This is a genomic window from Halarchaeum sp. CBA1220 (genome assembly GCF_003721175.2).
GTDB lineage: Archaea > Halobacteriota > Halobacteria > Halobacteriales > Halobacteriaceae > Halarchaeum > Halarchaeum grantii.
Window position 1 is genome coordinate 430,727 of sequence record NZ_CP054707.1, and the last position, 17,247, is coordinate 447,973.

19 protein-coding genes are annotated in these 17,247 nt (G+C 69.1%); 6 read left to right on the forward strand and 13 right to left on the reverse strand.

All coding sequences use genetic code 11. From position 1 onward, the window contains the following. Nucleotides 1-56 precede the first annotated feature (56 nt). Nucleotides 57-527, reverse strand: coding sequence for a DUF5812 family protein (locus tag EFA46_RS02330; RefSeq protein ID WP_123075132.1), 471 nt, complete (start codon nucleotides 525-527; stop codon nucleotides 57-59). 100 nt (nucleotides 528-627) lie between these two features. On the opposite strand from EFA46_RS02330, the gene EFA46_RS02335 reads away from it, so the two are divergent. Together EFA46_RS02335 and EFA46_RS02340 are read left to right on the forward strand one after the other, a co-directional pair. Further along, a complete protein-coding gene (locus tag EFA46_RS02335) occupies nucleotides 628-1,911 on the forward strand; it encodes a glucose-6-phosphate isomerase (RefSeq protein ID WP_123075130.1) in 1,284 nt (427 codons plus the stop codon). After that, entirely contained in the window at nucleotides 1,908-3,062 is a 1,155-nt protein-coding gene (locus EFA46_RS02340) for a CPBP family intramembrane glutamic endopeptidase (RefSeq protein WP_123075128.1), read from the forward strand. Before EFA46_RS02335 ends, EFA46_RS02340 begins: the two co-directional genes overlap by 4 nt. Nucleotides 3,063-3,075: 13 nt before the next feature. Here EFA46_RS02340 and EFA46_RS02345 read toward each other — a convergent pair whose 3' ends face one another. Next, the gene (locus tag EFA46_RS02345; RefSeq protein WP_123075126.1) at nucleotides 3,076-3,534 is read right to left on the reverse strand and encodes an NOB1 family endonuclease; all 459 of its coding nucleotides are present in this window, start codon (nucleotides 3,532-3,534) and stop codon (nucleotides 3,076-3,078) included. Beyond that, nucleotides 3,534-3,779, reverse strand: coding sequence for a PRC-barrel domain-containing protein (locus tag EFA46_RS02350; RefSeq protein WP_123075124.1), 246 nt, complete (start codon nucleotides 3,777-3,779; stop codon nucleotides 3,534-3,536). Before EFA46_RS02350 ends, EFA46_RS02345 begins: the two co-directional genes overlap by 1 nt. Before the next feature lie 127 nt (nucleotides 3,780-3,906). On the opposite strand from EFA46_RS02350, the gene EFA46_RS02355 reads away from it, so the two are divergent. After that, nucleotides 3,907-4,797, forward strand: coding sequence for a DMT family transporter (locus tag EFA46_RS02355; protein ID WP_123075122.1), 891 nt, complete (start codon nucleotides 3,907-3,909; stop codon nucleotides 4,795-4,797). Nucleotides 4,798-4,872: 75 nt separating this feature from the next. Further along, a complete protein-coding gene (gene infB / locus EFA46_RS02360) occupies nucleotides 4,873-6,666 on the forward strand; it encodes a translation initiation factor IF-2 (protein WP_123075120.1) in 1,794 nt (597 codons plus the stop codon). 19 nt (nucleotides 6,667-6,685) lie between these two features. Here infB and EFA46_RS02365 read toward each other — a convergent pair whose 3' ends face one another. Together EFA46_RS02365 and EFA46_RS02370 are read right to left on the reverse strand one after the other, a co-directional pair. Next, nucleotides 6,686-7,183, reverse strand: a complete 498-nt coding sequence (locus EFA46_RS02365) for a zinc ribbon domain-containing protein (protein WP_123075118.1) — start codon at nucleotides 7,181-7,183, stop codon at nucleotides 6,686-6,688. Between the two features lie 49 nt (nucleotides 7,184-7,232). Next, on the reverse strand, nucleotides 7,233-7,772 hold the full coding sequence (locus tag EFA46_RS02370) for a hypothetical protein (RefSeq protein ID WP_148040651.1): 540 nt from the start codon (nucleotides 7,770-7,772) through the stop codon (nucleotides 7,233-7,235). A 391-nt stretch (nucleotides 7,773-8,163) separates the two neighbouring features. Here EFA46_RS02370 and EFA46_RS02375 point away from each other — a divergent pair, with 391 nt between their 5' ends. Continuing rightward, nucleotides 8,164-9,282 (forward strand): ATP-binding protein, encoded by a 1,119-nt coding sequence (locus EFA46_RS02375; protein WP_158604250.1) that lies wholly within the window; start codon nucleotides 8,164-8,166, stop codon nucleotides 9,280-9,282. Between the two features lie 81 nt (nucleotides 9,283-9,363). Beyond that, the gene (locus EFA46_RS02380; protein WP_123075114.1) at nucleotides 9,364-9,609 is read left to right on the forward strand and encodes a hypothetical protein; all 246 of its coding nucleotides are present in this window, start codon (nucleotides 9,364-9,366) and stop codon (nucleotides 9,607-9,609) included. A gap of 1 nt (nucleotide 9,610) precedes the next feature. Here EFA46_RS02380 and EFA46_RS02385 read toward each other — a convergent pair whose 3' ends face one another. The 8 genes from EFA46_RS02385 to EFA46_RS02420 all read right to left on the reverse strand — a co-directional run bounded on the left by EFA46_RS02385 (nucleotide 9,611) and on the right by EFA46_RS02420 (nucleotide 17,229). Next, nucleotides 9,611-9,991, reverse strand: a complete 381-nt coding sequence (locus EFA46_RS02385; protein WP_123075112.1) for a DUF5811 family protein — start codon at nucleotides 9,989-9,991, stop codon at nucleotides 9,611-9,613. Nucleotides 9,992-10,042: 51 nt separating this feature from the next. Then, nucleotides 10,043-10,519 (reverse strand): pyruvoyl-dependent arginine decarboxylase, encoded by a 477-nt coding sequence (locus tag EFA46_RS02390; protein ID WP_123075110.1) that lies wholly within the window; start codon nucleotides 10,517-10,519, stop codon nucleotides 10,043-10,045. A 76-nt stretch (nucleotides 10,520-10,595) separates the two neighbouring features. Next, nucleotides 10,596-11,822, reverse strand: coding sequence for a proteasome-activating nucleotidase (locus EFA46_RS02395; protein ID WP_123075108.1), 1,227 nt, complete (start codon nucleotides 11,820-11,822; stop codon nucleotides 10,596-10,598). An 84-nt stretch (nucleotides 11,823-11,906) separates the two neighbouring features. Beyond that, a complete protein-coding gene (pepF, locus tag EFA46_RS02400) occupies nucleotides 11,907-13,703 on the reverse strand; it encodes an oligoendopeptidase F (protein ID WP_123075106.1) in 1,797 nt (598 codons plus the stop codon). A gap of 36 nt (nucleotides 13,704-13,739) precedes the next feature. Further along, nucleotides 13,740-14,552 carry a tRNA pseudouridine(38-40) synthase TruA gene (gene truA / locus EFA46_RS02405; RefSeq protein ID WP_123075104.1) on the reverse strand — a complete coding sequence of 271 codons (813 nt, stop codon included), beginning with the start codon at nucleotides 14,550-14,552 and terminating at the stop codon, nucleotides 13,740-13,742. 4 nt (nucleotides 14,553-14,556) lie between these two features. Beyond that, nucleotides 14,557-15,855 (reverse strand): histidine--tRNA ligase, encoded by a 1,299-nt coding sequence (gene hisS / locus EFA46_RS02410; RefSeq protein WP_123075102.1) that lies wholly within the window; start codon nucleotides 15,853-15,855, stop codon nucleotides 14,557-14,559. Nucleotides 15,856-15,938: 83 nt separating this feature from the next. Next, nucleotides 15,939-16,811 carry an EamA family transporter gene (locus EFA46_RS02415; protein ID WP_123075100.1) on the reverse strand — a complete coding sequence of 291 codons (873 nt, stop codon included), beginning with the start codon at nucleotides 16,809-16,811 and terminating at the stop codon, nucleotides 15,939-15,941. A gap of 58 nt (nucleotides 16,812-16,869) precedes the next feature. Continuing rightward, nucleotides 16,870-17,229 (reverse strand): DNA-binding protein, encoded by a 360-nt coding sequence (locus EFA46_RS02420; RefSeq protein ID WP_123075098.1) that lies wholly within the window; start codon nucleotides 17,227-17,229, stop codon nucleotides 16,870-16,872. Nucleotides 17,230-17,247 lie beyond the last annotated feature (18 nt).

The following is a 17,247-nucleotide window of genomic DNA, read 5'->3' on the forward strand; positions in this document are numbered from 1 at the left end:
CCGGCTCACGGGGCGACGGCCGACTCACCGTGCGCGTCGTCCCGGAAGAGGAGCGCCTACGGCAGGTAGCGGACGTTGACGACGCCGGGTTCGGAGCGGACTTCGACGCGCGTCGCGCCGACGCGCGCGGCGCGCTCGACGGTCGCCTCGTCGGCGACGACGTCCGCGACGGCCTCCTCGGTCGCGTCCTCGGGGACGGAGAGCACGTGTATCTCGCCGTCGCCCGCGCGCTCCTCGGTGGCGAGGTCGCCCTCAGCGAGGTCGGCGGCGAGTTCGCGGGCCTGCTGCGTGGGCGCTTCCTCGCTCTCGAAGACGTCGACCGTGTAGCGGTCCGCGACTTCGACGACGGAGTAGGTGACCTCCATGGGCGGGTCGGGCGCGACGGTCGCCTCGACGACCTCGCCGGCCTCGACGCCGGGGTTGTCCGAGAGGGTGTGGACCTGTCCGCCGTGGACGTCCGAGAGCATCGCCGAGGACTCCTCGGCGTGCGTCACGAGGAACGTGCTCGTTTTCTCTGAGTCGCTCATACCCGCGATAGGCCGCTCGGCCTTTTCCGGGTTTCGCCGCGTGCGGGCGCGTCACGGGCGGAGTGATAACCCTCTTGGTCCGCGCGTCGGAGAGTGAGGTATGGACGTCGACATCGGCAACGCCCTCGCGGGCGTCGCCACCCCCGGAGTCCCGCGGAGCTACCTCGAGCGACTCGACGAGCGCGTCGCGGACGCCCACGACCGCATTCGGACGGGGATGGCCGACGACGAGTTCGGCTACGCCGCGCTGAACCTCCCGGAACGCGCCGACCCCGACGCGATCCGCGCCGCCGTCGCCCCCCTCGCGGACGCCGACACCGTGCTCACGGTCGGCATCGGCGGGAGCAGTCTCGGCGCCGCGACGCTCACGGACGCCCTCGCGGCCGAGGGCGAGGCCCACTACCTCGACAACGTCGACCCGGCGCAGGTGTCGAGCCTGCTCGACGGCCTCGACCTCGAATCGACGGCCGTGAACGTCGTCTCGCGCTCGGGCACGACCGCCGAGACGCTCGCGAACTTCCTCGTCGTCCGCGAGGCCTACGAGGAGCGCGGCGTCGACTGGACGGAGCGCACGCTCGTCACCACCGGCGATTCGGGGAACCTCCGCGACCTCGCGGACGAGCACGACCTGCCCGTCCTCGCCGTCCCCGACGGCGTGCCCGGGCGCTTCTCCGCCCTCTCCACCGTCGGCCTCGCGCCCGCCGCGCTCCTCGGCGTCGACATCGAGGGCGTCCTCGCCGGCGCGCGCGAGGAGCGCGACGCCCTCTCCGGGTCGCTCTTCGAGACGCCCGCGTACGCCTACGGCGCGCTCCTCTACGCGCTCGACGAGCGCGGCGCACACGCGAACGTGATGATGCCCTACCACGAGTCCCTCGAGACGTACGCGGAGTGGTACGCCCAACTCCACGCGGAGAGCCTCGGGAAGGACGGCCTCGGGCAAACACCGGTGAGAGCGCTCGGCGCGACCGACCAGCACAGCCAGCTCCAGCTCTATCGCGCCGGCCCGAACGACAAGCTCGTCACGTTCGTCCACGCCCGCGACGGCCCGGACGTCCCGATTCCGAGCGCCGACCTCGACGGCCTCGACTACCTCGCCGGCGCGACGCTCGGCGAGCTCCGCGACGCCGAGTTCGAGGCCACGGAAGCGAGCCTCGCGGACGTCGGCCTCCCGAACGTCCGCGTCGAAATCGAGCGCGTGGACGCCCCCGCCGTCGGCGGCCTCCTCTTCGGCATGGAGGCCGCGACCGTGCTCGCGGGCGAACTCTACGGCGTCGAGACGTTCGTCCAGCCCGCCGTCGAGTGGGGCAAGGAGGTCGCGCGCGGCCTCCTGCGCGGCGAGGAGGCCCTCGAGGAGACGGAGTCGCTGCGCGTGACGCGCGAATGAGCGACGCCACGGAACGCGACGACGGCGCGGAGAGCCCGGAAACGCACGCGGACGACGCCGACGACGGAACGGAGCGTCTCGCGGCCACGCTCGGCTTCCTCGCGGCCGGCCTCGGCGTCGCGTCGGCAGGCCTCCCGTGGACGGACGCGCTCGTGTTCAGGGCTATCGCCGGCGTCCAGCCCGAGCCCGCGATACCGGCGCTGGTCGCGGCCGCCGCCTTCTACGCGCGCCGTCGCGGGGTCGTCGGGCGCGAGACGGGCGCGCGCCTCGCCGCCGTCGCGTCCGGGGCGCTCGTCGCCGTCGCCGCCGCCGCGCTCGTCCTCCCCGCCGTTCGCGGGACCGGCGCTCCCGTGGGCGTCGGCGCGCCCGTCTGTCTCGCACTCGGCGTCTTCGCCGTCGGGTTCGCCGTCGCCGACCACACGGGCGTGGACGCGGCCGGCCTCGGCCGCCGCGTTCGCGTCGGCGCCGCCGTCGTCGGCGTCGCCGTCCTCGGCCTCGTCGCGGGCGCGCTCGTCCAGAGCGCCGTCGTCGCCGTCGCCGCCGCGTTCGACCCGCCGACCGTGGTGCGCCTCGCCGCCGCACAGGGCGGGTTCGCGCTCGCGCTCGCGCTCACCGCGCTCGGCTACGTCGTCGTGACGCGACGGCCCCTCCGGTATTTCGACGTCCGCTTCGGCCGGCGCGACGCGCTCTGGACGGTCGGCGGCCTCGTCGGGATGTTCGCCGTCCTCCTCGCCGGGAGCGCCGCCGCGAGCGCGCTCGGCATCCCCGCCGCCTCACACGACACCGTGGAGACCATCCGGCAGACGCCGTACCTCGGGCTCCTGCTCGTCCCCGTCTCGCTCCTCCTCGTCGGCCCCGGCGAGGAGCTGTTGATGCGCAACGTCGTCCAGAAGCGCCTCTACGACGCCTTCTCGCGGCGCGGCGCCGTGCTCGTCGGCTGTCTCGTCTTCACGCTCGTCCACCTGCCCGCGTACGCGACGCCGGGCGCGGGCGCGGCGGCGCTGTTCGCGACGCTCGCACGCCTCTTTCTCGTGTCGCTCGTCCTCGGCGTCGTCTACGAGCGCACCGAGAGCGTCGTCGCGGCCGCGCTCGCGCACGGCGGCTACGACGCCATCCAGTTCGGCGCGCTCTTCTACGCGAGCGTCGCCTGAGCGCGCGGCCGCGCTAGTTCGGGTTCTTCCGCGCGAGCGACGACCCGCAGACCGGACAGCGCTCGCGTTTCTCGTCGAACTCGCGCCCGCAGCCCTGACACTGGAACTTCCAGTCGCGGCGCTCGCTGATGCCCTCCTTGGCGATAGAGTCCACCTCGAGGTCGAGGGCGTCCGCGACGTTCTGCATCGCGTAGTCGTCCGTGACGAGCACGGCGTCGAGTTCGAGCGCCGCCGCGATGACGCGCACGTCCGTCTCGGAGAGGACGTCGCGGTCGCCCGTGCCCGACGCCGCCTCGCGGACGCGGCGCACCGTCACGTCGTCGGGGACGTGGACGCTCATGCCCGCGCCCTCCATCGCGTCGAAGCGGTAGCTCGCGGCGTCCTCGAGTTCCGCGCGGACGGCCGGAATCGTCGCCGCCGGGCCGTCGGCGTCGTACTCGTCGATGAACGCGGACGAGTCGAGGACGTACACTATCGGTCGACGACGATGTAGTCCTTCACGGCCTGCACGCGCCCGACCGGGATGCGATAGCGCCCGCGCTCGTCGGTCGGGAAGTCGAGTTGTATCTGGTTCGTCTCCTCGGTCTGCTCGACGAGCAGGTCGACGAGCGTCCCGCTCTTGAGGTTCATCGTGATGTTGTAGAGCATTCCGAGCTCCGTGCCATCCGAACCCATGACGGCCTTCCCGGAGAGGTTCTCGGCGAGGATGTCGGCCATACCGTCCGTGTTGCCGGCGGACGACTTAAAACCTCCACACCCGACGCGTCGCGAGCCACGGCGCGCGACGCTCGACGCCGCCCTCACCCACGGGCGTTAAGCCCCGCCGGGCCACACGTCCACCCGAATGGCCGACTTGCTCGCCGGGGCCGGGTTCGCCGTGCTGTCCGCGGCCTGCCTCGCCGTCCAGAGCCTCACCGTCCGCCTCGGCACGAAGACCCACCGCGTCGCGGACGTCATCGCCGCGATGTTCGGCGTCAACCTCCTCGTGTTGGTCCCGGTCGCCGCGTTCACCGCCTACCCCGACTACGGGCTCACGCCGGCCGCCATCGCCGCGTTCGCCGTCTCCGGGCTACTCGGGTCGCTGCTCGCGCGCTTCTGTTACTTCCACGGCATCGCGCGCCTCGGGGCGAGCCGCGCCGAACCGCTGAAGGCGCTCTTTCCCGTCTTCGCGACCGCCATCGCGGTCGCCGCGCTCGGCGAACGCCCGACGCTCACGCTCGCCGCCGGCGTCGGACTGCTCGTGCTCGGCGGTGCCGTCGTCGCCGCCGACTCGCGGGCGACGCCGGCGACCGCGTCCGGCCGGCGCCTCTGGCTCGACCTCGTCTACCCGCTCGCCGCCGCGCTCTTCCTCGGCATCGACCCCGTGTTCACGAAACTCGGCCTCGCCGAGGGGACGGCGCCGCTCGTCGGCCTCACCACGCGGGTCGTCGCGGCCGCGCTCGGCTTCCTCGCCTACGTCGCGTGGCACTCGCACGCGACCGGCGAGCGGTGGCGCCCGCGCGCGAACCGGTGGCTCCTCGGCGCGAGCGTCGCGAACACCGGCTACCTCGTCACGTACTACGCGGCGCTCGACCGCGCGCCCGTCGCCGTCGTCACGCCGCTCCTCGGCGTCAGCACGCTCTTCGTCGTCGTCGGCGCGGCCGTCCTGCTCCGGCGGGACGAGCGCGTCACGTGGCGCCTCGGCGTCGCCGCCGTCCTCGTCGTCGCCGGCGCCGCCCTCGTCGTGCGCGGCTAGGTCGGGCGCGATGCGGGGGATTTACCTGTCTCTGCGCGCTGCTTTCGGACAACAGCCGTTCTGGCGTGGGTTTCAATGTCTGGAGATACACAACACGGGGGACTCAGAACCCCCATCGTAGCCGTGCTCGGTCACGTCGACCACGGGAAGACCAGCTTGCTCGACAAGATCCGGGGGTCGACCGTCATCGAGGGCGAGGCCGGCGCCATCACCCAACACATCGGCGCGACCGCCGTCCCGCTCGACGTCGTCGGCGAAGTCGCGGGGAGCCTCGTCGACCCGAGCGAGTTCGACCTCCCGGGCCTGCTCTTCATCGACACGCCCGGCCACCACTCCTTCACGACGCTGCGCTCGCGCGGCGGCGCGCTCGCCGACATCGCCATCCTCGTCGTGGACGTGAACGACGGGTTCCAGCCCCAGACCGAGGAGGCCATCAAGATCCTCGCGGACTCCGAGACGCCGTTCGTCGTCGCCGCGAACAAGGTCGACACCATCCCGGGCTGGCAGGTCACCGAGGACGCGCCGATCCAGCAGACGCTCGAAGCGCAGTCGGACCGCGTCGAGCAGCAGTTCAACGAGAAGCTCTACGAGATCATCGGCGAGCTCTCCGACGCCGGCTTCACCTCCGACTTCTACTGGCGCGTCCAGGACTTCCGCTCGAACGTCGGCGTCGTCCCGGTGTCGGCGATGACCGGCGAGGGCATCCCCGACCTCCTCGCCGTCCTCATGGGCCTCGCACAGCGCTACATGAAGGAGGACATGGAGATCGACGTGACGGGGCCGGGCGCCGGCACCGTCCTCGAGGTGAAGGACGAACGCGGCTTCGGGACGACGCTCGACGTCATCCTCTACGACGGCACCGTGCGGGCCGACGACACCGTCGTCGTCGGCGGCGTCAACGGCCCCATCGTCACGGACGTCCGCGCGCTCCTGAAGCCCCGACCGCTCGCCGAGATCCGCACGGAGAGCCGCTTCGAGAAGGTCGACGAGATCGCGGCGGCGGCCGGCGTGAAGATCGCCGCCCCCGACCTCGACGACGCCATCGCGGGCGCGCCCGTCAGGGTCGTCCGCGACCGCGAGCTCGACGACGTCATCGCCGACGTGCAGGCGGAGCTCGCGGAGGTCGCCGTCGACACCGGCGAGGAGGGCGTCGTCGTGAAAGCCGACACGCTCGGGAGCCTCGAGGCGATGGCGAACGCCCTCGAGGAGGCCGAGATTCCGATGATGCGCGCGGAAGTCGGCGACATCGCGCCCCGCGACGTCGCGATGGCGACCACCGTCGAGGAGGAGGAGTACCGCGCCATCCTCGGCTTCAACGTCGACGTCCTCGGCGACGCCGCGACGCGCGCCGAGCAGGACGACGTTCGGGTCTTCGAGAGCGACGTCATCTACCAGCTCGTCGAGGAGTACGAGGGGTTCGTCGAGGAGATCGAGCGCCGGCAGAAGGAGGCCGTCTTCGAGAACGTCATGCGCCCCGCGCGCTTTCGCGTCCTCGAGGACCACGTCTTCCGCCAGTCCGACCCCGCCGTCATCGGCGTCGAAGTGCTCTCCGGCACCCTCCGGCGCAACACGCCCGTCGGGTACTTCGACGGCAACGAGATGGAGCGCGTCGGCGTCGTGAAGGGCATCCAGGACCAGGGCGAGGACGTCGACGAAGTCCGCGCCGGCAACGAAGTCGCGGTGAGCATCGACGGCCCCACCGTCGGCCGCGACATCAACGAGGGCGACGAGCTCTGGGTCGACCTCCCCGAGAAGCACGCGAAGGTCCTCGAACAGGAGCTCCTCGAGGAAATCCCGATGGACGAACGCGAAGCCCTCCACCAGTTCCTCGAAACCCAGCGCAAACGCGACCCCTTCTGGGGGAAGTAGTCCAGATATCACTTAGGAATTAGTCGTCTCCTAAGATTTCTTCTCTCCAGTCTTTCTTTATTCCAGTAGGCGTCTTCATCTCTTTCTGTATTGCCAGATACAGAATCCCGAGCGGGAATAACAGGATGAATCCAAAGAAGCCTGTTGCGATGAGTCCGTCTGTGATTGAAAGACTACTCCCGATTACGACTATCCAAATAATGAGAATAAGACCACCCAAGAGAATGGAAGCGCCCGCCGAAAGACCGATTCCGATTGAACCGAGGATTCCGTGCGATGCTGGTTCATAGCCACACTGAGGACACTTATCTGCCTCTAACGATATCTCTGAGTCGCATTTCTCGCAAGTTCCTGTTTCCTTAGCCGTCGATGTAGCAGTCTCTGTCTCAGCTTCCGACTCCGTTTCCGTCTCCGATTCTAGTTCGGCTTCATCTGGTGGGTCGAGATCGGCACCACACTCTGAACAGAATGCGTCCTCCAAGTCGTGTTCCGCTCCGCATTCCGAACAATAGGGCATATCTCACTTGTTAATCATATACCATGATAAACCTAAGTCTCTATGAGCGTCAGGTCCCTTCTTCCTCATCGCTATCGTACTCCTCTTTCCACTCTTCATAAGTTAGATCCTTCTCCCATTCTTCGTTGATTTTCTCAACTAAGCGTCGTTCATCCCGTTCCCGAAGCTCCTCGGGGTACTCTGGCGTCTTCCAGACTTTCTTTCCCTTGTACTCAAACACCAGATCAATATCTGGATTCAGTTCAGGATTGAATTCCACGTCGAACTTTATTGGTGTTTCAAAGACAGCCATATCGCCTGTGAATCCGATATTCTCCATCACAGCATTTGGGTTGGCTATGATGATTTTGTAGAGCTGATAAGCCAGCCGTGGATTCGAACAGAAGAGAGTTCCAATTGTTACGAGTCCTTCGAGATCTCCGCTTAATTGTCGCTCAGGATGTTGAGTATCGACCGCCTCAGTGGTTTCTACTTCTGAAACCACTTGTTCAAACAGTTCTTCTCGGGCTTCTCGATATGGTCTTTCAATCGATTCAGGTTCTACAGCCCATTTAATAGCGAATTGTTCGTTATGTCGGCCTTTACTCATACCCACAACAGGTTCCTCCTCGCACTAAACATCTCGTCTACTTCAGGAATATCCAACCTCTCTACCTGCAGAATTCTCGGCGATCAGCCTCGATATTTCTGTATACAGCTACAGCCACCACTAAAGCGATGATCACACGACAGCCACAGCGGTTCCCAGTCGTCCCCTCAGACGCCGTGGGGGCTCTCACTCAGACGCCGTTCGGCTCGGAAGGGTTCCAGACACCTAGCGGTGCCTGTCACCACCGCAACCGCACTCTCCATATTACGTAAATTATACGTAACGGGCCGAATCCTACTGGAGGAAGTAGCTCGCGGGCGGCGAGTGAACGGTTTCGACGCTTCGAACGGTCACGTCGCTTAACACGCCAGAGCGTCGAGGAACGGTAGTGATGGACGACGTCGAGGGGGTGCGCTCGCGCTGGGCGTGGGTAATCGTCGCGGTGGTGAGCGGCGCCCTCGTGGCGTACAACCTCTCGCACTTCCTCCTCGGGCACGCGGAGACGCACGCACTCCCCATCGACTACGTGGTCGGGTGGGCGCCGAGCCTCGCGCTCTCCGTGGCGGTGGTGGCGAGTATGCGGTGGGCGCGCGGTCGCGACGCCGACGACTACGGGTGGACGTTCTGCCGGTGGTACCTCAGCGGCGCGCTCGTCCTCGGCGCGTCGGGCGCCGCGTCGCTCGCCGTCGAGTCGTTGCGCGGCGCCACGCTCGCCGAGCCCGTCTTCGTCACGGGAATGTGGGTGATGGGCGGCGGCGTCGTCGGCCTCTACGTCGGCTACGTCGACACGCGACGGCAGATGGCGCGCGAGCACGCCGAGCGCGCGAGCGCGGACGCACAGCGCCTCGCCCAACAGCTCTCCGTCATCAACCGCGTCCTCAGACACGACGTCCGCACCGACCTGAACGTCGTCCTCGGATACGCCGACCAACTCGGCGGCTACTTCGAGGCGGGCGAGGAGCCCCGGGAGCTCGAGAAGCTCCGCGAGCGCGCGCACCGGCTCGTCGACCTCGCCGAGCAAGCGCGCGTCGTCGAGGGCCTCCTCGAGGACGACCGCGTCCGCCCCATCGCGGTCGGCGAGCATCTCGCGTCGCGTCTCACGGAACTCCGCCTCGACCACCCGGACGTCGACGTCTCCGGGACCGTGGACGAGGACGCCGTCGCGCGCGGCCACCGCCTCCTCGAGCTCGCCCTCGACGCCGTCCTCGACACCGCCGTCGCGGACACCGCGGACGTGACGACGCTCGACGTCACCTGCCGCGTCGTCGACGACGGCGAAACGGTCGAAATCGTCGTCGACGACGACGGTCCCGGCATTCCGGCGGGCGCGCGCGTCATCTCCCGCGACGAGGCGGAGACGCCGCTCGAACACGCCGACGGGATCGGGCTCTGGACCGTCCGGTGGGCGGTCGAGCGCTCCGAGGGGACGTTCGACCTCGGGGACGGCCCGGAGGGCCGGATCCGAATCAGGCTCCCCGCACACGGCGACTGCCGGAGCGAAAGCGACTGACTGAGAGACGCCGATGGCGCCGCTACGCGTTCGAGAAGCCGTAAAATTTTCGGGGACCGCGTCCGTATTCGTGAGTGGACCATGCAGCGAGACGACACGACGGGAGTGGAACGCACCGCCAGCGAACCGGGCGCGACGCGCCACGACCTCGTGCTCGCTGCGATACCGCTCGTCCTCCTCGGCGGCGCGTTCGGCGGCGTGATAGCCGACGTCGGTATTCGGACCGGCATCGCCGTCGGGAGCACGGGAGCGGCCGCCGTGCTCGGCTACGCGCTCTTCGGCGACCCGCCGGTGGGTCGTGGCGGGGGCGGGCGGAGCGCGAGCTGAACTACTTCGCTATCGGGTCGTCGGAACGCTTCTGGAACGCCTGCTTCACCTGCAGGGCGGCGGACGCCGCGAGTCCCTGCGCGACTTCCGCGCGCTCGTCGGCGGGGACGAGGTCCGACTCCTCCTCGTCGAACTCCGGGGTGAACCCCGCGCTCACGGGGTTGCCGGCGGGCGGCCGGACGGCGACGGTCGCGCGAGCGCCGTCGTGTCCGCTCCCGATTTCGGCGCCGACGACGTACTCGTCCGGGAGGTACTCGCGGGTCTGAGCCGCGATGCGCGCGAGGCTGTCCCGGAGCGCGCGGCGCTGCTCCGGCGTCAGCTCCGCGTCCGGTTCGTTCGTGGGATCCCCACCCGGTCCGGCGTACGGCGTGTTGCCGTTCATGCCCCCGAGTAGTGGCTACGCGGTTGAAAGGCCTTCCCCCACCGGCGACCCTCAGAGGATGGGCTCGCTCTCGCCGTAGCAGGCGACGACGACGGCGGACGCGTACTCGCCGGGGTCGGCCTCGACGGTCGTCGTCTCCACGCGCTCGCCCGCGAACGCCCAGTCGCGCAGTTCGCGGCCGGCGTCGAGGCCGGCGCGCACCCGCGCCGCGACGTCCTCGGCGTCGGTCTCGTCCGCCACCTCGTAGAAGAGCCCCGGCCCCTCGGGTGCTTTCGTCCACCCGAGGCCGGCCGAGAGGTGGCGCGGGCCCGCCGCGTTCGCGTGCGCCTCGACGACCGTCAGGCGCTCGCCGGCCGGCCCGAGGTCGGGCGCGGTGCCCACCGCCTCCACGTCGGCCGCTGCGGGAATCACGGAGGAGACGGTGACGAGGTTGTAGTTGTGGACGTTCGCGTCCGCGAGCGCGGCGTCGTACGCGGACATCGCCGTCGGGCCCGTCCCCGTGCCCCAGACGACGTTGATGGTGTTCATACCCTGCCTAGGGAGGGTGAACGAAGTAAGCGATTCGCTCCGCGAACGCGAAGACGGAGAACGAAAGGGGTCGGGGTTACTGGACGTAGGCGGCGTAGCCGGGCGTGCCGGACTCCTCGTCGCGCTGGATCTTCTCGAGGGCGTCCTCGAAGTCCGCCATCGTCACCTCGTCGCGGCCGTCGCGGATCGCGAACATGCCGGCCTCCGTGGTGAGCGACTCGAGCTCCGCGCCGCTGAAGCCCTCGGTCTTCCGGGCGAGCGACGCGTAATCGACGGCCTCCGCGAGGTTCATCCCGCGCGTGTGGATGTCGAGGATGCGCTCGCGGGCCGCCTGATCCGGCTCGGGCACCTCGATGAGGCGGTCGAAGCGGCCCGGGCGCAGGATCGCCGAGTCGAGCATGTCGAAGCGGTTGGTGGCGGCGATGATGCGGACGTCCCCGCGCTCGTCGAAGCCGTCCATCTCGTTGAGGAGCTGCATCATCGTGCGCTGGACCTCCGCGTCGCCCGACGTCTTCGAGTCCGTGCGCTCGGCGGCGACGGCGTCGATCTCGTCGATGAAGAGGATGGCGGGCTCCTCCTGCTCGGCGAGGTCGAAGAGGTCGCGCACGAGACGCGAGCCCTCACCGATGAACTTCTGGACGAGCTCGCTGCCGGCCATCTTGATGAACGTCGCGTCCGTCTCGTTCGCGACGGCCTTCGCCATCATCGTCTTCCCCGTCCCCGGCGGCCCGTGCAGGAGCACGCCGCTCGGCGGCTCGACGCCGACCAGCTCGAACTGCTCGGGGTTGACGAGCGGGTCCTCGACGGCTTCGCGGACCTCGCGGAGCTCCGCGTCGAGACCGCCGATGTCCTCGTAGGTGACGCTCGGCGACTGGTCGACCTCCATCGCCTGCGCGCGGGCGTCCGTCTCCGCGTCGAGGACATCCTGAATGCTGAAGGAGTCGTTGATGGTGACGCGGTCCCCGACCTCGATGCGTTCGCGCATCCGGTCGGAGACCTCCGTCAGGACCTCCTGGTTGTTCCCGTGTTGCTTGACGACCGCGCCGTCCTCGGAGAAATCCTCGACCGTCGCGAGGTAGAGCGACGCCGTCTTCAGCGCGTCGTTCTCGCGCTGGAGGTCGTCGACCTCCTCGCGGAGGTCCTCGTGGTGGTCTTGGACCGCGTCGAGTTGGTCCTCGAGCTGTTCGTTCACCTCGAGGAGCTCCCGGAGGTGATCCCTGAGCGCCGCCAGCCGCTCTTCCGGGCTCGACTCGGGGTCGAGCTCGAGCGTCGGCCGGTCCGGTAGAGTAGGACTACGAGACATCCGTTACCCGATGCTACGGCCCGCACAAAGAAGTTCCTTTGGGTCACGGACACGAACCGGGGTTCGCGGCCCTGAGACGCGGCGTTACGAGAGGAGCAGCTCCTCCGAGCGGTCGAGGTACTCCCGGTAGACGTCGATGGCGGACTCGATTGGAGCCGGCGAGGACATGTCGACGCCCGCGTCCCGGAGGAGTTCGAGCGGGTACTTGCGCGAGCCGCTCTGCAGGAAGTCGACGTACGCCTCCGCGGCGTCCGCGTCGCCCGCGAGGATGTCCTGCGTGAGCGCGACTGCGGCGCTGATGCCCGTGCTATACTGGTAGACGTAGTAGCTGTAGTGGAAGTGCGGGATGCGCATCCACTCCCGAACGATGCGGTCGTCGACGGCGGCGTTCGCGTAGAACTCGCGCTTGAGGTCGCCGTACGCCTCGTCGAGCGCGTCCGGCGTCAGCGGCTCGCCGTTCTCCTCCATCGTGTGGATCGTGTGCTCGAACTCCGCGAACAGCGTCTGGCGGAAGAGCGTCGAGCGGAAGCGCTCGAGGTACTGGTCGAGGACGTGCGCGCGCAGCGCGTCGTCGTCCGTCGTCTCCAGCAGGTGGTGGGTCAGGAGGCTCTCGTTCACCGTCGAGGCGACCTCCGCGACGAAGATCTCGTAGTCGTTGTAGACGTAGGGCTGGTGCTCGCTCGAGAGCTGGCTGTGCAGGGAGTGCCCGAGCTCGTGCGCGAGCGTGTAGACCGAGTCGAGGTCGCCCTGGTAGTTCATCAGGATGAACGGCTGGGTGTCGTAGGTCCCGCCGGAGTACGCGCCCGAGCGTTTGCCCCGGTTCTCGTAGACGTCCACCCAGCCCGACTCGAGGCCCTCGGCGACCCGCGACTGGTAGTCCTCGCCGAGCGGCGCGACCGCCTCGACGATGTGGTCGCAGGCCGTCTCGTAGTCGATGTCGGGCTCCTCTGCGTCCGTCAGCGGCATGTAGACGTCGTACATCTCCAGCTCGTCGACGCCGAGCGCGCGCTCCTTCAGGTCGACGTGCCGGTGGAGCGCGTCGAGGTTCTCGCGCACCGTCGCGACGAGGTTGTCGTACACCTCCTCGGGGATGTTCGGGCCGTCGAGCGCGGCCGCCCGCGCGGTGTCGTAGTTCCGCGCGCGCGCCAGCTTCACGTCCGACTTCGTCGAGTACTGCAAAGAGGAGCCGATGGTGTTCCGCACCTCCGAGATGCGGTCGTAGAAGGACTCGTGGACGGTGCGTCGGAACTCGCGGTCGCGCTCCTTCAGGAGCGTCGTGAAGTTCGACTGCGTTATCGTGACGTCCTCGCCGTCGGGGCCCTCGACGGTCGGGAACTCGAGGTCGGCGTTCGTGAGCATCCCGTAGATGTCGCTGGACGCGCCCAGCACCTCGCCGAACTCCGAGATGAGCTCCTCGACCTCCGCCGAGCGCGTGTGTGCCTTCATCCGGAAGACGTCGTCGAGGTAGTGCTCGTAGAGCTCGAGGCCCTCGGTCTCCGCGACCATCGCCTCGAGTTCGTCGCGCGAGAGCGACTGGAGCTCGGGTTCGAGGAAGCTCGTCGCCGACGAGAGCTGCGAGGAGAGCGCGGACCCCCGGGACTTCAGCCCCTGTGCGTCCTGGTTTCGCGTGTCCTCGTCCGAGCGCATCCGCGCGTACGACGCGAGCGTCGAGACGGTCCGCGCGACCTCCTCGTAGGCCTCCAGGAACTCGAGGAGCGTCTCGCCGTCCTCGGCGACGCGCCCCTCGTACTCCTTCAGCGCCGAAATTCGCTCCTTCGCCCACTCGAACTCCGCCTCCCACTCCTCCGTGGAGTCGTAGACGCTGTCGAGGTCCCACTTGTACGCCGACTCGATCTCCTCGCGTTCGGGGACGCTACTCATTGTCGAGTCGTGAACCGGAGCGCTGTTAAGCGTTCCTCACCGCTCCGACAGGTCCGCAGCGACGGTGTCCGCGACCCGCGCGAGCGCGCGATGGCGAGCGCGCTCGTCCGCGAAGAACGCACGGGTGTCGGCGGCCGCCCGCTCGTCCGTCTCGAACGACGCGTCGCCGTAGCCGACGTCGACGAGGGCGAGCGGTTCGGGCGCGGCCTCGGGGACGCCCTCGGGGCCGTCGAGCTCGTCGGCACCGAGGACGCGCTCGACCTTCGAGAGCGGTGTGGCGCCCGTCGCGACGGCGTGGACGAGCGCGGCGAGGCGGCGGACGAGCCCCCGCGGGAAGCCGCCGGCGCGCGCCCGCAGCGCGAGGAAGTCGCCGTCCGGGGCGACGGCGAGCGAGAGGTCGCGTTCGGTGCCCGTCGCGTCGCTCGTGAGGTTGTGGAAGTCGTGGGCGCCCGAGAGGGCGCGGGCGGCCGCGCGCGCCCGCTCGACGTCCGCGTCCGGCGCGTGGAGGTGGTAGACGTACTCGCGGTAGCGCGCGTGGTGGGTCGCGTGGAAGTCGGCGGGGACGGCCGCGTGCGCCCACGCCCAGACGGCGTCGTGGAGCTCGGCGTTCAGCGCGCGCGGCGTCAGCCAGTCGGGACAGTCGAGGGCGACCGTCTGCGCGCGCGCCGAGACGCCGCGATCCGTCCGCCCGGCGGCCGCGTAGCCCGGCGGCCGCTCGTCGCCCGCGTCGAGCACGTCGAGCGCGCGGAGCGCGTCGAAGAGCGCGTCCTCGACGGTCGGGACGGCCGGCTGGCGCTGGAAGCCGTAGAACGGCCGGCCGTCGTAGGCGAGGCGGAACGCGCGGCGCATCCGCCTACTCGAAGTCGTCGTAGCGGGGTTCGTCGTGGTCGCCCGGGAACGCCTCGAACGGGACCTGCGTCTGGTCGCCCGACGCCATGTCCTTCACCGTGACGTTCCCCTCCTCGAGGTCGCGCTCGCCGACGATGACGACCGTCGCGGCGTTGATGGAGTCGGCGTAGTTCATCTGCGAACCGAAGGAACGACCGGAGACGTCGGTCTCGACGACGTGCCCGCGCTCGCGGAGGGCGCGCGCGACGCTCGCCGCCTCCTCCCGGACGTCGCCAACCTGCAGGACGTAGTAGTCCGTCCGGACCGCCTCCTCCGGCCAGACGCCCGCGCGCTGGCAGAGCAGCGGCAGCGTCGAGTAGCCCGTCGCGAACCCCACGGCGGGGGTGGGTTGGCCGCCGAAGGACTCGATGAGGTCGTCGTAGCGCCCGCCGCCGAAGACCGAGCGCCCGACCTCGCCGGTGGAGTCGAAGCACTCGAAGACGACGCCCGTGTAGTAGTCGAGGCCGCGCGCCGTCGAGAGCGAGACGTCGACGTACTCGCGGACGCCGTAGTCCTCGGTCGCCCGCAGGACCGCTCGGAGGTTCTTCACCGCGCGCGTGACGCGCTCGGTGTCGGCGAACGCGACGAGGTCCTCGAGGTCGTTCGACGCGATGACGTCGTCGAACGCCTCCGCCTGCGCGACCGAGAGGCCGGTGCTCGCGAGGCGGTCGACGTAGTCGTCGTGGTCGAGCTTCGCGCGCTTGTCCACGACGCGGATGGCGTCCCGCGTCTGGACGTCCGCGTCGAAGCTGTTCAGCACGCCGCCGAGGACGTCGCGGTGGCTCACGCGGAACTCGAAGTCCTCGCCCGTCAGCCCGAGGCCCGTGAGCGCGTCCGCCGCCGTCGCCAGCACCTCGGCGTCCGCCTCGGGCTCGCTCGACCCGAAGAGGTCGACGTTCGTCTGATAGAACTCCCGGTTGCGCCCGGACTGGGGCTCCTCGTAGCGCCAGAAGTCGCGCGTCGAGTACCACTTGATGGGCTTCGAGAGCGCCTGCTGCTTCGCGACGACCATCCGCGCCACCGTCGGCGTGAGCTCGGGCGTGAGCGTGACGTGTCGCCCGCCCTGGTCCTCGAAGTCGTAGAGCTCCGTGACGATGTCGCCCCCGGACTTGTCCGTCCACATCTCCGCGCGCTCCATCGCCGGCGTCCCGATCTCGCGGAAGCCGTAGCGCCGCGCCGCGTCCTCGACGGCGTCCATCGCCTCCCGTCGAGCGCGCATCTCCCCGGGGTAGAAGTCCCGGAATCCCTTGAGCCGGTCGTACATACGGGCGTGTTCGACGCCGGCGCGCTTCAAGCCTGTCCTTCGGCGACGCTCTCGCACTCGCTCGTCGTGACGCGTAGCGTCACCTAGCTCGCGATCAGCGCGATCCCCGTCACGGCGAGCGCGGCGGCGGCGAGGCGCGTCCGGAAGCCGTCCTCCGCGAGCAGGTATCCCCCGAGGACGACGGCGACGACGGCCTGCGCGTTGATGATGGTGGCCGCGACGGACGCGGACGTCACGGAGAACGTCACCGTCGTGAGGACGCGCCCGACGACGACGACGGCCGCCGCCGCGACGAACAGCGGGAGGTCCTCTCGGACCCCGCCCGCCGGCCAGTCGCGATAGGCGATCGGCGAGAGGATGAGGGCGGCGCCGACGAGGCTCACCGGAATCCAGACCGACCCCGGAACGTCGATGTCCTGGAGGACGAGGCGCTTCCCGACGTCGCTCACCGCGTAACACATCGCGGAGAGCAACGCGAGCTGGACGGCGCGCGAGGACGCGAGGTTGCGAAACGGCTCGAGGAGCGGGCCGCCCTCGTAGTTCGCGAGGTAGATCGCGGCCGTCGCGAAGACCACGCCGAGCACCTGCAGGGGGCCGAACGCCTCCTGCAAGAAGAGGACTTCGAGCGGGAGGACGAACACCGGCACCACCTTCGCGACGGGCGCGACCAGCGAGACGTCGCCGTCCGCAATCGCGTGCATGAACGTCAGGAAGCCCGCGGCGGCGAGCGCTATCGTCCCGAGCGTGACGAGTGCGCCCATCGCGTCGAGCGGCGGGAGCGACGGGAACCCGCCGAGGTAGAGCCCGGCGGTCGGGAGGTACCACAGCGTCGCGCAGACGTTCATCACCACCGCGACGACCGCGCCCGAGTACGCCGAGAAGTAGCGTTTCAGCGCGTAGAGGTAGCCGCCCCAGACGAAGGCGGCGAGAACGGCGGTGGCGATACCCGAGACCATTAGCGGGTATCGGCCGCGAAGACGAAAAACCCGTTCGGTTTCGCGCTCAATCGCCCGCTCAGCGCCGCTGGATGTCGAAGGACTTCGAGTCCGGCTTCAGCTCCCGCAGCAGCTCCTTCATCTGGTCCTCGTCGAGCTGGTCCTGAATCCGCCCGGAGCGCCCGAGCGCGACGACCTGCTGCTCGACGCGCTCGGCGAGCTCGGGCTTGCTCATCTTCACCGAGTTCAGCCGCCGGCGCGCCCCGTCCGAGAGGTACTGGCGGAGCATCGCCTTCTTCTGCTGTTCGGCCTGCTGCGAGGCCTGCTGCTGTGGCTGCTCGCCCCCGGCGGCCCCGCCCCCCTGCTGTTGCTGCTTCAGCTGCTCCTTCTTCTTCTTGCGAAGCTCCTCGAGTCGGTCGTCGTCCGGGTTCTCACTCATACGCCCACGTAGCCGCTC

Coding starts and splice junctions, on each gene's coding strand:
- pepF (WP_123075106.1), bottom strand. CDS start 13,703: ATGAGTAGCGTCCCCGAACGCGAGGAGATCGAGTCGGCGTACAAGTGG.
- EFA46_RS02395 (WP_123075108.1), bottom strand. CDS start 11,822: ATGTCTCGTAGTCCTACTCTACCGGACCGGCCGACGCTCGAGCTCGAC.
- EFA46_RS02330 (WP_123075132.1), bottom strand. CDS start 527: ATGAGCGACTCAGAGAAAACGAGCACGTTCCTCGTGACGCACGCCGAG.
- EFA46_RS02350 (WP_123075124.1), bottom strand. CDS start 3,779: ATGGCCGACATCCTCGCCGAGAACCTCTCCGGGAAGGCCGTCATGGGT.
- EFA46_RS02415 (WP_123075100.1), bottom strand. CDS start 16,811: ATGGTCTCGGGTATCGCCACCGCCGTTCTCGCCGCCTTCGTCTGGGGC.
- EFA46_RS02385 (WP_123075112.1), bottom strand. CDS start 9,991: ATGAACGGCAACACGCCGTACGCCGGACCGGGTGGGGATCCCACGAAC.
- hisS (WP_123075102.1), bottom strand. CDS start 15,855: ATGTACGACCGGCTCAAGGGATTCCGGGACTTCTACCCCGGGGAGATG.
- EFA46_RS02365 (WP_123075118.1), bottom strand. CDS start 7,183: ATGCCCTATTGTTCGGAATGCGGAGCGGAACACGACTTGGAGGACGCA.
- EFA46_RS02355 (WP_123075122.1), top strand. CDS start 3,907: ATGGCCGACTTGCTCGCCGGGGCCGGGTTCGCCGTGCTGTCCGCGGCC.
- EFA46_RS02420 (WP_123075098.1), bottom strand. CDS start 17,229: ATGAGTGAGAACCCGGACGACGACCGACTCGAGGAGCTTCGCAAGAAG.
- EFA46_RS02390 (WP_123075110.1), bottom strand. CDS start 10,519: ATGAACACCATCAACGTCGTCTGGGGCACGGGGACGGGCCCGACGGCG.
- EFA46_RS02340 (WP_123075128.1), top strand. CDS start 1,908: ATGAGCGACGCCACGGAACGCGACGACGGCGCGGAGAGCCCGGAAACG.
- truA (WP_123075104.1), bottom strand. CDS start 14,552: ATGCGCCGCGCGTTCCGCCTCGCCTACGACGGCCGGCCGTTCTACGGC.
- EFA46_RS02375 (WP_158604250.1), top strand. CDS start 8,164: ATGGACGACGTCGAGGGGGTGCGCTCGCGCTGGGCGTGGGTAATCGTC.
- EFA46_RS02380 (WP_123075114.1), top strand. CDS start 9,364: ATGCAGCGAGACGACACGACGGGAGTGGAACGCACCGCCAGCGAACCG.
- EFA46_RS02335 (WP_123075130.1), top strand. CDS start 628: ATGGACGTCGACATCGGCAACGCCCTCGCGGGCGTCGCCACCCCCGGA.
- infB (WP_123075120.1), top strand. CDS start 4,873: ATGTCTGGAGATACACAACACGGGGGACTCAGAACCCCCATCGTAGCC.
- EFA46_RS02370 (WP_148040651.1), bottom strand. CDS start 7,772: ATGAGTAAAGGCCGACATAACGAACAATTCGCTATTAAATGGGCTGTA.